We start from the raw sequence: 14,973 nt of genomic DNA on the forward strand, positions 1-14,973 counted from the left end.
TCTGATGGAACAGGGATTGCAAAGGCCGTATTACATATCACTATTTGTATGAATAGAGGGGCATTCGGGAGGGATACCGTTGGTATTCCTCCCGGATGCCTCAAAATCATTTATCTTACGCAGGAATCCAAAGCCAGTGTTTCCACCGCGTCATACCCGGCGTTGAATGCCTTTTCATTGGCTTCATTAAAACGGGATTTTCCCTTTTTCTCAAACATATGGATCATGGCTGCGATGGCTGCCTCCTTGGTAAAGTCGCCCATGAGCTTTACGATGGCGCCTGTCATGACAATATTGGCGCCCTTGGGATTGTTTAATTCAGTGGAAATCCTGGTGGCCGGCACACGCACATAGGTCACGTCCTTCCGGGCATCCTCCGGTATCTCCACCAGGTCGCCGATTACCACCACCCCGCCGGGCGCTACCAGGGGGAGGAATTTGTGAAAGGATGGGCTGTTCATGGCCAGAAGCAGGTCAGGCTGTTCCTGGGATGGGTTATAAATGGTATTCTCACAGTATTTCACCGTGCAGTTGGCAGTGCCGCCGCGCATGGCGGAGCCGTAGGAGGGGACCCAGGTCACATTGATGCCCTCTGTGGCCGCAATATCAGAGATGATTAGCCCGGCTGTCAATACACCCTGTCCGCCGGAACCTGCAAATACGATTTCCTTCATGATTAACGCACCTCTCTTTTCTTGAATTCACCTAATGGATAGTAGGGGACCAGTTCGCTTTCAATACGCTCCATGGCCTTTACCGGGGTAAGTCCCCAGTTTACCGGACAGGGGGAGAGCACTTCGATGACAGAGTATCCCTCATGATTCATCTGCGCCTGGAGGCCGTTTTTGATATAACCCTTCAGCTGGTTGATTTTGGAAGGACTGGTCACTGTGCCCCTGGCCGCGTAGGCAGCGCCGGGGAATTCCCTGGCCACCATCTCAGGAAAACGCAGGGGATAACCGGTGACGCTGCAGTCACGTCCATGCACGCTGGTGGAGGTCTTCTGGCCTTCCATGGTGGTAAGGCTCATCTGACCGCCGGTCATGCCGAAGTTGGTGTTGTTCACAACGATAACAGTTATGTTTTCATTGCGGTATGCCGCGTTGAAGGTTTCCGCGATTCCTATGTTGTAGGCGTCGCCGTCGCCCTGGTAGGATACGATGAGGACATCCGGATTGACCCGCTTCATGCCGGTGGCCACTGCGCCTGCCCGTCCATGGGAACAGTGGAGGCGGTCGCATTCCAGGCCTGCACCCAGATTGGAGGAACATCCCACTCCAATGGGGAAGATGATGTTATCACTCTGCTCCAGTTCATCCAGACACTCCATGATGAGGCGGCTTATGATTCCGTGGCCGCATCCCGGGCAGAAGTCCATTGGCTTATCTACCAGAACAGGGACTTTTCTTTCTTTATTGGAAGCTGACATTTTAATATACCTCCTTTTTGCTGCCTGATTTTACTTCAAAATAGTCTTTTTTGATATTGCGGATGGTTGGCGTGCCAAACACATAGGTAAGGGCGTAGGCCGGCACATTGCGCTCCTTTAACGCCTTTTTCGTGTAGAGGGCAGCGTCATCCACCAGCTGGCCCGTAGCATTGGCCTCCACGGTGATGATTCCCTTTACGTTGGGATTGATTTTGTAAAATGCTTTTTCCGGGAAAGGCCAGACCGTGATGGGGCGGATGATTCCCACTTTTTCTCCCTGGGCCCTCAGCTCGCGGACAGCGCCAAGGGTGCTGCGGCCCGGAACTCCGTATGACACGAATACATAGTCCGCATCCTCCAGTCCCTCATCTTCCCACCGCTGCTCATTTTCCCTGATAGTGTTATATTTGTCTACCAGCTCCACGGCTTCCTTCATGGAGTCCCGCTCAAAGATACCGATTTTTTTGTATGTATAATGGCCGTTTAACGCCCATGGGGTGCGCTCTGCCTCCACGAAATCGGGAAGGGTTACCGGCTCCATCATCTGGCCCAGGGTGGCTTCGCCCATCATGACGGATACCACGCGGTACTTTTCAGCCAGCTCATAAGCCGGGCGCATCAGGTCCACGAATTCCTGGACCGAAGCAGGGGCAAATACCAGACAGCGGTAATCGCCGTGGCCGCCGCCTCTTGTCTCACGGTTGTAATCACACTGGGCGGACAGCAGGGTGCCCAGCCCGTTGCCGTATCTGACCTGGGTTATGACCACCGCGGACAGGCCCTCGTCGGACAGGGTGGATACGCCTTCCTGTTTCAGGGATATGCCTGGGCCGGAGGAAGCGGTCAGGGCCCTGACTCCGGACGCGGCTGCGCCGATTACCATGTTGATGCCTGCCAGCTCGCTTTCCGCCTGCACAAAACTGCCGCCCACTTCCGGGAGACGCCAGGATAAATATTCCATAATCTCGCTGGACGGTGTAATGGGATAACCTGCATAGAATTTAACTCCAGCCCTGACGGCTGCCTCTGCAATGGCTTCATTGCCTTTCATCATCTCTGCCATGAATCATTTAACCTCCCCTTCTATATTTGCTGATACGTGGAATACGCCGTCCGGACATGTGATGTAGCACATTCCGCAGGCAATACACGCCTCGTCGTCCACCTGGACCGGATAGTAACCGTTGGCATTCAGGACATCACATTTGCTGATAGCCTTTCTCGGACAGTGGTGGATGCATAATCCACATTCCTTGCAGCGGTCTTTATTTACCGTGACCTTCATAATTAATCCTCCTGTCAATATTTTGTGTTCTGCTGTATAGAACGTTGTTCCGTTAAATGGAATTATACATCTGCTGCATTTTAATTGTCAAGTAGGAGACTATTTGCTATTTAGACAAAAATAAAAGCCCAAATATATGAATAGTGCACAAACACCGTTTATCCTTGACATCGTTAAAAAAATGGTTTTTAATTATTATCAGATGGTTTGGATACATACAGGATACGGAATGTAACTGGAATATAGGAGGAAACAAAGGATGGCTGATACGATCCAGGCATTGGACCGGGCATTGGAACTGTTAATTTATTTAAATAAGCAGGGCAGGGAAGTGGGTATAACCCAGATTGCTTCTGATATGGGGGTTTACAAGAGTACGGTGTTCCGCACCTTATCCACTCTGGAAGCCAGAGGATTTGTGAGCAGGAACCCGGAGACAGAGAAGTACTGGCTGGGAAGCCAGCTGTTTGTGCTGGGAAAGAGCGTGGAGAATAAAATGGGAATCCAGGAGGTTATACGGCCTTATGCCCGCAGGCTGCACCAGAAATACCATGAGGTGGTGAACGTGTCCATATTAGAGCATAATCCCGGCGATGTATACCACAGTGTCATTATACTGAAGGAGATGAGCGACCAGCAGCTTTTGACCGTGAACCCGCCGGTAGGCTCCCTCAGTGAGTGCCATTGCTCTGCGGTTGGAAAATGCCTTCTGGCCTTTAGCGATAATATAGACTGGGCACCCTATGAGGAACGGGAGCTGACCCGATATACGGTAAACACCATTCTTTCCTATGAGGATTTGAAGGAGGAAATCGACAAGGTGCGGCGCAGGGGTTACGCCATGGACCATGAGGAGCAGGAGATGGGCCTTACCTGCATAGGAGCCCCTATCCTTGACCGCAATAAAAAGGCTGTTGCGGCCATCAGTCTTTCCGGCCCCACCAGCCGTATGAACTCCTCGGATTTAGAGGACAGGATTGAGGCTGTCTGCAATACCGCCAGGGATATATCTGGGAATTTTTAGGGATATTTACGTCTGCCTGCCAGGCGCGGCAGAGGGGAAAAGATAAATTGCACAAAAAATATTTGACAACACATGAAAGCTATGCTATTATGCTGTCTATAACCATTGCTGTATGTGATTTGATACAGGAAGGGGAAAGGAACGGATTGAGTTTCCTTTCTTTTTTACCTCTTTTACAGAACGGTGTTCCGTACAATAGAACAACATTTAAACCACCAGACGGAAAGAGGGGTAATTTTCAATGAAACTATTAATCATCAATCCTGGAGGGACATCCACAAAAATCGCTGTATTTGAGGATGAGGAACAGGTGCTCAAAAAGAACATTATTCACACCCAGGAGGAGTTAAGCGGGTTCAGCCATGTATTTGACCAGTTCGGTTACAGGAAGGGGCTGATCCTTAAAACGCTTGAGGAAGAAGGCGTGGATATACATGAGCTGTCCGGAGTGGCTGGGCGGGGAGGGCTTATGAATCCCATACCGGGCGGCACCTACCGGGTGAATGAGAGGATGCTGGAGGATTTGGAACATGCGGTCCACGGAGAGCATCCTTCTAACCTGGGAGCGGCCCTGGCCAGAAGCATCGGAGACCAGATTGGGGTGCCGTCTTTTGTGGTGGACCCTGTTTCGGTGGATGAGCTGATGCCGAAGGCCAGGATATCAGGCATTTCCGACCTGGAGCGTCCCAGCTGGTTTCATGCGCTGAACCATAAAGCTGTGGCCAGATGGGCAGCGGAGCGTATCGGAAAGAAGTATGAGGAGAGCAGTCTGATCATAGCCCATCTGGGTTCCGGAAACTCCGTGGTGGCCCACAAAAACGGCCAGATGATAGACGGAAGCGGAGGAAGGACCAACGGTCCCTTTTCTCCGGAGCGGAGCGGCGGACTTCCTACCTACCCCCTGGTGGAGCTGTGCTATTCCGGAAAATACACCCGTGAAGAGATGGTGGCCAAAATCAGCAGCACCGGCGGCATGTATGACTACCTGGGCACAAAAGATGCCGGTGAGGTGGAACGCCGGATGGGACTTGGGGACGAGACGGCAAAGCTGGTCTATGAAGCGTTTGTGTACATGGTGGCAAAGGAGATATGTTCGTATGCGGCTGTCTTTGAAGGAAAGGTGGACTGCATTGTACTGACAGGAGGCATAGCCCATTCCCGGTATGTGACAGATGAAATCAGGCGTATGGTGGGATTCCTTGCGCCGGTGGAAGTGGTGGCAGGGGAATTCGAAATGACAGCCCTGGCCCTTGGGGCGCTGAGGGTGCTTAAGGGGGAAGAAGAACCCAGGGAATATGAGTGATTTGGCCATATGAGAGGAAGAGGGTGGATTCATTGAGCGAGGACCACAAAGAAAAGAGACAGCCGGGGGCCGTCATGTCCTTCCTGGTGTTTGGGGCAGCCATTGCGGTTTTACTGCTGGGGGTTGTGCTGCTTGATTATGACATACATATTGTGCTGCTTTGCGCCCTGGCCGTGGTGTGCATTGCTTCGGTGCCTTTGGGCTACAGCTTCATGGACCTGGTGGACTGTATGAAGAAATCCCTGGGCCAGGCCCTGGCAGCCATGATCATATTTATATTTATCGGTATCATAATCAGTTCGCTGATATTTTCAGGAACCGTGCCGGCCCTTATTTACTACGGACTGCAATATATTATCCCTGATTATTTCCTTCCCATAGGCCTGCTTTTGTGCAGTCTTACGTCCATATCCATCGGCACGTCCTGGGGAACCGTGGGCACCATGGGACTGGCTATGATGGGAATTGGGGCAGGTATGGGGATACCTGCGCCTCTCACCGCAGGCATGGTTATATCAGGGGCATTTTTCGGGGATAAGATGTCATCCATATCAGACAGCACCAACCTGGCCCCCGCAGCAGCGGGAACCACGCTGTATGCCCATATTGGGGCTATGTGGAAGACTACCTTTCCTTCCTATATCATTACTCTGGCAGTATTTACAGTATTGGGATTATCCTATCACGGAGGGAATTTCAGCATGGATACTGTAAACCTGTTTCTGGATACCATCGGCGGCCGGTTTCACATAAGCCCCCTGGTGCTGATGCCTATGGCGGTGCTTCTGATTCTGAACCTGATGAAATATCCCGCAGTTCCCAGTATGGCCATCGGCACGGTCCTGGCTGTATTGGTGGCAGTGTTCTATCAGGGCTGTCCCATGAGGGAGGTGGTGGCCGGACTCAATTACGGTTATGCGGAATCCACCGGTGTGGAGCTGGTGGATAAGCTGCTGCTGAGGGGCGGAATACAGAGTATGATGTATACATTTTCCCTGTCCTGTATCGCCATATCATTCGGGGGTGTTATGGAGCATGTGGGGTATCTTCCCCAAATCGTGAAGGTTATTATTAAACGGGTCAGGAGCGACAGGATGATGGTGCCGGTGGTCATAGCCAGCACGACCTTCGGCACCCTTACCATGGGGGAGGTATTCCTCTCCATCGTGGTAAACGGCAGTTTATATAAGGAAGCATTCAGGGAAAGGGGACTGCGTCCGGAAATGCTCTCGCGGCTGCTGGAAGAAGGTGGCACATTGACCCAGGTATTTATTCCCTGGTCCACCAGCGGCGTATTTATCCTCTCCACCCTTGGGGTGGGCGTGTCCCAGTACTGGAAATATGCAGTATTGAATTATGTAAACCCTGTTTTATCCATTGTCCTGGCCATGTTCGGCATCTATGTGCTGAAGGTTGGCGCGGAAGAGAAAAAGAGCCTGTGCCATAGATTGATTCACAGCCATAAATTAAGCTGATGATTAGGGCCGGCCAATTAAGATAATATATATTGAGGAGAAATAAACCATGATAAAGAATTTTGCAGAATTACAGGAGCGGGTCAGGTCATCAGAGCCTTTGGTGGTAAGCGTGGCCCAGGCGGCTGACCAGGAAGTGCTTTTATCGGTAAAAGCAGCAGCGGACCAGGGATTTATAAAACCCGTGCTGACAGGAGACCGGGAAAGGATAGAGGAACTCTGCGGCCGCATAGGGCTTAAGCCTCTGGAAATCCTTCAGGCCGGCACGGAGGAGGAGGCAGTGGAGCGGGCGGTCAGGGCCGTGCACGACGGCAGCGCCCAGGTACTGATGAAGGGGCTTGTCAATACCAGCGTCTATATGAGGGGAATCCTCAACAGGGAATGGGGGCTTCGTACCGGACGGCTGCTGTCCATGATGGCTGTCTACGAGGCGCCGGGCTATCACAAGCTGCTGTTCTGTTCTGACAGCGGTATCAATGTGGCCCCGAACCTGGAGCAGAAGAAGGATATACTTAAGAACCTTCTGTACGCGGTCCGAAATATGGGAATACAGAATCCCAAGGTGGCGGTGCTCACGGCCAACGAGATGGTGGACCCCAAGGTGGTTTCCACCACGGATGCGGCCGGTCTGGTAGAGGCGGTTAAAAAGGAAGAGGGATTTCTTCCATGCATCATAGAAGGTCCCATTGCATTTGACGTTGCATTTGACCCAAAGGCAGCGGCCCACAAGAAAATCAACAGCAGGATTACAGGGGATGTGGATCTGGTCATATTCCCCAACATAGAGGCGGGCAATATCATGGGCAAGTCATGGATACATCTCTGCCGCAGCCCATGGGGCGGTATCGTGCTGGGAGCTTCCAACCCCGTTATCCTGGGGTCGCGTTCCGACACAGCAGAAATCAAACTGAATTCCATTGCATTGGCCTGCCTGGCAGCCCAATCAGGTAAATAAACAGGAGGGGTTATTATGTCTAATTCAAAGGTCTCAATCACCGGTAAACAGCTTTTAATCGTATTTTTTATGGGTCTGGCATTTGCGGTTGTGTATGCCACACCCTTTGTACAGTATGTATTTTATGATGATCTTGCAGGCGCCCTTCACGCCACCAATACGCAGCTGGGCTTCCTGATTGCCATTTTCGGAATCGGAAATCTGCTGGCGCCCTTTGGAGGCGCGTTAAGCGATAAATTTAACACAAAAAAGGTCTATCTTCTGGGAATGTTCATCACCTGCGCCTTGAATTTTCTCCTGGCCATGAATATGAGCTACACCTTTGCCATCTTTATCTGGGCGGGCCTGGCTGTTGCGGGATTAATCCTTTATTTTCCGGCACATACAAAGCTGGTGCGTCTGGTGGGAGATGAGGAAAGCCAGGGCACCATATTCGGATTTACGGAGTCAGCCTGCGGCCTGGCAAGCGTTATTATCAATTTTATTGCCCTGGGCCTCTATGCCAAGGTGGCAGTGGGAGCCATGGGAGGCGTGGCAGGATTAAAGGCGGTTATCATAAGCTACGGGGCAGTCGGGCTTATTGCAACCATTGCCCTGGTGTTCCTGCTGCCTGACCCTGAAAAGGCAGGGAAAGGCCAGGACGGAGGGGACAGCGGTCAGGAGACCAAGCTGTCCATAAAGGAATGGGCGGGAGTGTTTAAGGATCCCCGAACATGGTTTGCGGGCATAGCGGTATTTGCCACATATTCCACATACCAGACACTGTCATACTTTACCCCGTATTTCACAAATGTGCTGGGGGCAACCGTGGTGGGATCCGGGGCCATCGCCATCATCAGGACGTATGGAATCCGTATTGTGGGAGCGCCTCTGGGCGGATATATGGGGGACCGTATTCATTCCGTGTCATCGGTCATAGCCACTGTTCTGGCCTGCGGCGCCGTCATCACCCTGATTTTCATGTTCATGCCCGCAGGGGTGCCGTCAGTCCTTCTGACTGTTATGACATTGGTGATTGGTTTTATGGTACATATTGCAAGAGGCGCCATGTTTGCGGTGCCGTCTGAGGTGAAAATACCCAGGCGCTATGCGGCGTCCACTGCCGGCGTTGTCTGCGCCATCGGATTCTGCCCGGATCTGTTTCAGGCAGCCATGTACGGCCATTGGCTGGACACCTGCGGCAACGCCGGATATACAAGGATTTTTATTTACATCATCGCGATTATGGTGGTCGGAGTCATCAATGGCGTGGCTACTGTTGTATATAAGAAGAAATATGTGGCTACGGGCCTGGTTCCGGTGGAAGGCGGAACTGAGGCTGCTCAGGCGCAGTGAGGGAATTGTTAGAAAGAAAAGAAAGGATGAGCTGCCGAGGGATTGTGGGCGGCTCATTTTTATGTGGGGGATGGGAAGCGGGGGAGGTTGCGTAATATGTTTGAATCAATGTATTGACATTGCTGCCATTCTTTTATATAATATAACCAACCAGTTAGTTTTTGAGAAAGAGGAATTCATGACGAAACAAGAGATAAAATCCACCCAGACAAAGCAGGCCATATTAAAGGCAGCAGAAGAGGAATTTTCCGAAAAGGGAATATATGGAGCGCGGGTAGACGAGATTGCTGCCAAGGCAAAGATTAATAAAGGTATGATTTACCAGTATTTTGGAAATAAAGAGGAACTGTATAAAACAGTTCTTAAAAATGTTTACGACAGGTTGGGAGACAGTGAAGATTTGGTCATATGTAATCAGAAGAACTGTATATCTGAGATAACGGATCTGGTGAGGACTTATTTTTATTTCCTTCGCGATAATCCTTCCTATGTCAGGATGGTCATGTGGGAAAACCTGAATTACGGATATTATTTCCAGGAAAAGGAGCTGGGGGATGTAAAAAACCCCATCCGATTGGAATTGGGAAAGATAATGGAGGAAGGGAAAAAAGCAGGGGAAATTTCGGAACAGGTATGTGAAGAAGATATATTCCAGACATTGATTGCATGCAGCTTTAACTATTTTTCCAACCGCTGGACCTTAAAACAGATTTTAAAAAAAGATTTGGATAAGAATGATGAGATTGAAAGACGAATCAAGCAGGTAACCAAGATGGTTGTTTCTTATATAAAAAAAGACTGAGCCGGTTTCGGCTTATGTTTTTATATAAAAACTAACTAACTAGTTATATATAAAAGGAGGGGGCGAAAAAATGTAAACTAAGGTTTGAAGGGGTATGGCATAGCACCTGTATTAAATATAAGCAAAATACAGGCAAAAGGATGCTGTCATTGTGACAGAAGCGGGTATAGGAATATCCGGATGGAAAGGAGCAAGCATATGTGGACAGAGAAAAAGCTGAATGATGTATTGACAGAACCAACACTGGCAATGGTGGAGGATATGAAACGGATTGATGGCGATATTTTGGTTTTGGGAGCTGGCGGGAAAATGGGACACACAATCTGTGTTTTGGCCAGCAAGGCCATGGAGAGGGCAGGCATTCATAAGAAGGTGATCGCCGTATCACGTTTCCATGATCCTGAGGTAAGAAAATATCTGGAAGAAAATCATGTGGAAATGATCCAGGCGGATTTACAGGATTTGAAACAATTAGAAAATCTTCCGGAAGTCCCGAATGTTATTTACATGGCAGGGAGAAAATTCGGTACGGACGGACAGGAATGGATGACCTGGGGAGTTAATTCCGTATTGCCTGCATTTGTAGGGGAGAAATATAAAAAATCAAGGATTGTGGTATTTTCATCCGGTAATATTTATCCTATGGTGCCATTGGCATCCGGCGGATGTACGGAAAAGGATAAGGTGGCTCCGGTGGGGGAATATGCCCAGAGCTGTCTTGCAAGAGAGCGTACTTTTGAATATTACTCCAGCCGTTACGGTACCAAGGTATTTATGTACAGATTAAATTTTGCGGTGGATTTAAGATATGGGGTACTGGCTGATATTGCTGATAAGATTATGAACCAAACTCCCATTTCTGTAACTACCCCTTGCTTTAACTGCATCTGGCAGGGTAGTGCTGCTGAGATTGGGGTGAGAGGCCTTCTTCATGCATCCAATCCCCCAAAGATAATGAATGTCACGGGTCCAGAGGTGATTTCTGTAAGAAAAGCGGCTGAGAAAATAGGTGGATTTTTGGGCAGGGAACCAATATTTGAGGGGGAAGAAGGCAATGACGCTTATCTGAACAACGCATCGCAGGCAATGGAACAATTCGGATATCCTGCTGTTCCGGCAGACACGTTGATACGCTGGCAGGCAGAATGGGTGGCGGATGGAGGCAGAAACCTTGGACTGCCCACGCATTTTGAGGAGAGAGGGGGGAGCTATTAAATTGAACAGACATGAAGAAGCATTAAAGATTCTTTCAAAAGGAACATTCATACCAGCCACGCCTCTGGCCTTGAAGGAGGACCGCAGCATGGATGAAAAAACCCAGAAGATTCTGATTCACTATTATCTGGACGCAGGAGTGGGCGGCATCGCAACAGCAGTGCACAGCACCCAGTTTGCAATCAGAAATCCGGAGCACCGGTTCCTGGAGCGTATACTCCAGCTTGTCTCAGAGGAAATAGGACGTTTTGAAGAGAAGCATAAAAAGACCATTGTAAAAATAAGCGGGGTATGCGGTGAGACAGACCAGGCTGTGAGCGAGGCTGTTCTGGCAAAAAGGATGGGTTACGATGCAGTACTCTTAAGCCCTGGCGGCTTAGGGCATTTGACAGAGGAGGAACTTCTGGAACGCACAAAGGCTGTGGCTGAAATCATGCCCGTCATTGGTTTTTATCTTCAAACAGCAGTGGGGGGCAGGCGGTTTACATACAGGTATTGGGAAAACATTTGCAGGATTCCCAATGTAGTAGCCATAAAGTGTGCTTCCTTTAACCGGTATTCTACGGTTGATGTGATGCGCGCCGTTGCTTTCTCAGGACGGGAAGAGAAAATCGCGCTTTACACCGGTAATGACGATAATCTGCTTGTGGACCTCTTAACGCCCTACCGCTTTACCGTGGATGGAGTTGAACGGAACATTGGTTTTAGGGGAGGATTGCTGGGACACTGGTGCGTATGGACGAAAAAAGCAGTTGAGCTGTTTGAAAAGGTTAAGCATATACAGGGACAGGACTGCATCCCCGCAGATTTATTAACGCAGGCAGCGGAGCTAACGGATATTAACGGAGCATTTTTTGATGCGGCTCATGAGTTTGGAGGATGTATCCCCGGACTCCATGAGATACTTAGGAGACAAGGGATCTTTAAAAACACATTGTGTCTGGATCCAAAGGAGACCATATCTCAGGAACAGATAGAGGAAATCAACCGGATATACAGGATGTACCCCCAATGGAATGATGATATATTTGTTGCAGGCAATTTGGATAGATGGGGCCTTGATATATAAGCAGGCAGAAGGGAGAATATGGTATGGGGAACAGAGATAAGAAAACGGACCGAGAAGGGGGCTGGCTGAGGCAGCTGATATCATCCCTGGGTCCAGGGCTCATCATAGCAGCAACGGTATTTGGCGCGGGAAGCATCATAACAGCATCCAAGGCAGGGGCATCGGCTGGATATTCATATCTGTGGGTATTGGCGCTGGCGGCTGTATTTATGATAACTTTTACAAAGATAGCGGCTAAAATCGGCTGTGTGAGCGAGAAGAGTATGCTGGGACATATTGAGGACAATTATTCAAGAGGCATGGCAGTTTTGTTTGGACTGTGCTGTTCCTTGATTTGTACAGGATTTCAAGCCGGGAATAACATTAACACAGGGGTTGCGTTAAACGCATTGTTTCCGTTTATGGGAATAAAAGTGTGGATTATTGTCAGCTTTTTGATAATCATGGTATTGATTTGGAGATCCAGCAGTTTTTATCAGCTCCTGGAAAAAATAATGACAGTGATGGTACTCATCATGCTTGTTTGCTTTGCCGGTAATATTGTATTCTTTTTTGGCCGGATTCATTACGGTGAATTGGCCTTGGGATTTATCCCGGGCAAGGTAAGCGGATGGCAGATTATCGTGTCAATGTCTGCAACTACCTTCAGTATAGCGGGAGCTGCCTGCCAAAGTTATCTGGTTCAGGGGAAGGGGTGGACCATGGATAATTATGATAAGGCAGGACGGGATTCCACGGCCGGAATTATCATTTTGTCATGTATTACAGCTATCATACTGATAACCGCAGCCACCATCCTGCCAAAAGGAGCGGAGATTACCAGTGTTCTATCCATCGCGGCACTGCTGAAACCTTTACTGGGAGAATTTGCAAACGGGCTCTTTCTGCTTGGATTTTTTGCGGCCGTATTCTCTTCTGTGATAGCAAATGCGGTTATTGGGGGAACGTTCCTTGCAGACTCACTGAAATTAGGAAAAACCATCAATGATTTCTGGGTAAAGATGTTCTCAAGCATCATCATTGCCCTGGGAGCATGCGTGGGACTGATATTTGGCTCCAATCCCATTCAGCTGACAATCATGGCTCAGGGAGCTACCATTATCGGAGCGCCTCTGGTAACCGTGATGTTGATGCTTTTGAGCAGTAAAGAGAGTGTATTGGGAAAACATAAAAATAGTAAGGTGACCACAGTAATTGGATGGGTAGCGGTTTTATGGGTGGTATTCCTGTCCGTCAACCAGATATTATTGTGGAATGGAATCGCTTTGTAGCAGTCCCGCATGACTTTTCCCATTGAATACCAACCGGAACCGCACTATAATTAAATAGATTCATGACAGGTCAACGGTAATTTTTTTCTGCTGTGAGTAATAATAAAAATACAGGAGAAACTTGTTTAGAGTGCTTTACACCTGTACTGGGCGAACGAGTCAAATGAATCATCCGGAGAATACAAAATGCGAGAGGAGCGAAACAATGAGCAAAGCGTACGATGAGTTACAGACATATATGGATAAGGCCATGGCCATCAAGACAGCCATGACACTGTTTGAGTGGGATAATGAGACACTGGCCCCCAGGGAAGCGGGAGAGCTTACCTCCAAGGTGATCGGGGTTCTGTCAGGGGAATATTTTCAGGCAGTGACCTGCGATGAGATGAAAAAACTGCTGGAGAAATGCCGGGGTGATAAAAGCCTGACCACGGCAGAGGCTGCCAATGTAAGGGAGCTGCTGGAAGAGAGGGAACAGATCTGCCCCATTCCCCAGGATGAATACCAGGAATTCGCCCGTCTCACAGCCAGGGCTACCAGCGTTTGGGCCAGGGCCAAAAAGGACCAGGATTTTGAAGCGTTTGCCCCAACCCTTGAAAAGGTCATCGGATTCCAGAAAAAGTTTGCGGGTTACAGGGCAAAGGATGGAAAGAAGCTGTACGATGTGATGCTAGATGACTATGAAAAGGGTTTTTCCATGGAGAACCTGGACCGGTTTTTCAGTGTGCTGAAAAAAGAGCTGGTGCCGTTTCTCAAAAAGGTGATGGAAGAGGGAAAGATGATTGAGGATTCCTTCCTAAAGGGCGATTACCCGGAGGAAAAGCAGGAGGAGCTGGGGCGGTTCCTGGCGGAATATGTGGGATTTGACTTTGACCGGGGCGTTATGGCGGTCAGCGCCCATCCTTTTACCACCAACCTTCACAACAAGGATGTGCGCATCACCACCCATTACACGGACTGTGTGGACAGTTCCCTGTTTTCTGTGATCCATGAGGCCGGGCATGCCATCTATGAGCTGGGCATAGGGGATGACCTGACGCTCACGCCTGTGGGCCAGGGGGCCAGCATGGGGATGCATGAGTCCCAGTCACGGTTTTTTGAGAATATTATCGGGCGCAGCCGTTCCTTCTGGGTTCCCATATATGACAGGGTGCAGGCCATGTTTCCGGAACAGTTGGGCAAGGTGAACCTGGACCAGTTCGTGGAGGCGGTCAACAAAGTGACTCCGGGCCTAATCCGCACAGAGGCCGATGAACTGAGCTACAGTCTCCATGTGCTGATTCGATATGAGATTGAGAAGATGCTGATAGAGGAAGATTTGGACGTGGAGAAGCTGCCCCAGCTCTGGGCTGACAAATATGAGGAGTATCTGGGCGTGCGTCCAGAGAATCCGGCGGAGGGAGTGCTCCAGGACATCCACTGGTCCCAGGGATCCTTTGGATATTTTCCGTCCTATGCCCTGGGCAGCGCTTTTGGAGCCCAGTTATATTATCATATGAAGGAAATCATGGATTTTGACGGCCTGCTTAAGGATGGCAGGGTGGATGTGATACGGGATTACCTCAGGGAACACATTCATCAGTATGGTAAGTTAAAAGACAGCCGTCAGATACTGAAGGATGTGACCGGGGAGGATTTTAATCCGGAATATTATGTCAGGTATTTGAAGGAGAAGTACTCCAGGTTATACGGGCTGGAGAGCAAGGGCTAAATATAAAGAATATAAACCGGGAATAATCAATATATAAGAAAGCGCTGGTCTATTTAAAATTAGTATTAAATAAATCAGCGCTATTTATTTGTATTAGAG

The 14,973-nt window shown here is 49.3% G+C and carries 14 protein-coding genes; 10 read left to right on the forward strand and 4 right to left on the reverse strand.

The features are described from left to right. Positions 1 to 110: 110 nt before the first annotated feature. Genes LI015_RS00870 through LI015_RS00885 form a run of 4 tightly spaced genes read right to left on the reverse strand, consistent with a single transcriptional unit; the run spans position 111 to position 2,714 of the window. Positions 111 to 674, reverse strand: coding sequence for a 2-oxoacid:acceptor oxidoreductase family protein (locus LI015_RS00870; protein ID WP_002567902.1), 564 nt, complete (start codon positions 672 to 674; stop codon positions 111 to 113). A 2-nt stretch (positions 675 to 676) separates the two neighbouring features. Beyond that, positions 677 to 1,429, reverse strand: coding sequence for a thiamine pyrophosphate-dependent enzyme (locus tag LI015_RS00875; protein ID WP_002567901.1), 753 nt, complete (start codon positions 1,427 to 1,429; stop codon positions 677 to 679). 1 nt (position 1,430) lies between these two features. Beyond that, entirely contained in the window at positions 1,431 to 2,492 is a 1,062-nt protein-coding gene (locus LI015_RS00880; RefSeq protein ID WP_002567900.1) for a 3-methyl-2-oxobutanoate dehydrogenase subunit VorB, read from the reverse strand. 3 nt (positions 2,493 to 2,495) lie between these two features. After that, positions 2,496 to 2,714 (reverse strand): 4Fe-4S binding protein, encoded by a 219-nt coding sequence (locus LI015_RS00885; protein ID WP_002571763.1) that lies wholly within the window; start codon positions 2,712 to 2,714, stop codon positions 2,496 to 2,498. A gap of 259 nt (positions 2,715 to 2,973) precedes the next feature. On the opposite strand from LI015_RS00885, the gene LI015_RS00890 reads away from it, so the two are divergent. The 10 genes from LI015_RS00890 to LI015_RS00935 all read left to right on the forward strand — a co-directional run bounded on the left by LI015_RS00890 (position 2,974) and on the right by LI015_RS00935 (position 14,874). Beyond that, the gene (locus LI015_RS00890; protein ID WP_002571764.1) at positions 2,974 to 3,738 is read left to right on the forward strand and encodes an IclR family transcriptional regulator; all 765 of its coding nucleotides are present in this window, start codon (positions 2,974 to 2,976) and stop codon (positions 3,736 to 3,738) included. Positions 3,739 to 3,979: 241 nt separating this feature from the next. Then, entirely contained in the window at positions 3,980 to 5,041 is a 1,062-nt protein-coding gene (buk, locus tag LI015_RS00895) for a butyrate kinase (RefSeq protein ID WP_002567897.1), read from the forward strand. 23 nt (positions 5,042 to 5,064) lie between these two features. Continuing rightward, positions 5,065 to 6,516 (forward strand): Na+/H+ antiporter NhaC, encoded by a 1,452-nt coding sequence (gene nhaC / locus LI015_RS00900; RefSeq protein ID WP_021895186.1) that lies wholly within the window; start codon positions 5,065 to 5,067, stop codon positions 6,514 to 6,516. Positions 6,517 to 6,565: 49 nt separating this feature from the next. Beyond that, entirely contained in the window at positions 6,566 to 7,471 is a 906-nt protein-coding gene (locus tag LI015_RS00905; RefSeq protein WP_227123744.1) for a phosphate acyltransferase, read from the forward strand. A gap of 15 nt (positions 7,472 to 7,486) precedes the next feature. Next, a complete protein-coding gene (locus LI015_RS00910) occupies positions 7,487 to 8,806 on the forward strand; it encodes an MFS transporter (protein WP_227123746.1) in 1,320 nt (439 codons plus the stop codon). Positions 8,807 to 8,906: 100 nt separating this feature from the next. Continuing rightward, positions 8,907 to 9,608 (forward strand): TetR/AcrR family transcriptional regulator, encoded by a 702-nt coding sequence (locus LI015_RS00915; RefSeq protein WP_227123748.1) that lies wholly within the window; start codon positions 8,907 to 8,909, stop codon positions 9,606 to 9,608. 198 nt (positions 9,609 to 9,806) lie between these two features. Beyond that, positions 9,807 to 10,823: an NAD-dependent epimerase/dehydratase family protein gene (locus tag LI015_RS00920; RefSeq protein WP_227123750.1), complete on the forward strand. Its 1,017-nt coding sequence runs from the start codon at positions 9,807 to 9,809 to the stop codon at positions 10,821 to 10,823. Between the two features lies 1 nt (position 10,824). Further along, positions 10,825 to 11,892 (forward strand): dihydrodipicolinate synthase family protein, encoded by a 1,068-nt coding sequence (locus LI015_RS00925; RefSeq protein WP_227123752.1) that lies wholly within the window; start codon positions 10,825 to 10,827, stop codon positions 11,890 to 11,892. 23 nt (positions 11,893 to 11,915) lie between these two features. Beyond that, the gene (locus LI015_RS00930; RefSeq protein ID WP_227123753.1) at positions 11,916 to 13,163 is read left to right on the forward strand and encodes an NRAMP family divalent metal transporter; all 1,248 of its coding nucleotides are present in this window, start codon (positions 11,916 to 11,918) and stop codon (positions 13,161 to 13,163) included. Positions 13,164 to 13,368: 205 nt separating this feature from the next. Then, positions 13,369 to 14,874, forward strand: coding sequence for a carboxypeptidase M32 (locus tag LI015_RS00935; RefSeq protein WP_227123755.1), 1,506 nt, complete (start codon positions 13,369 to 13,371; stop codon positions 14,872 to 14,874). Positions 14,875 to 14,973 lie beyond the last annotated feature (99 nt).

It is taken from the genome of Enterocloster sp. 210928-DFI.2.20 (genome assembly GCF_020554465.1).
Lineage (GTDB): Bacteria > Bacillota > Clostridia > Lachnospirales > Lachnospiraceae > Enterocloster > Enterocloster bolteae.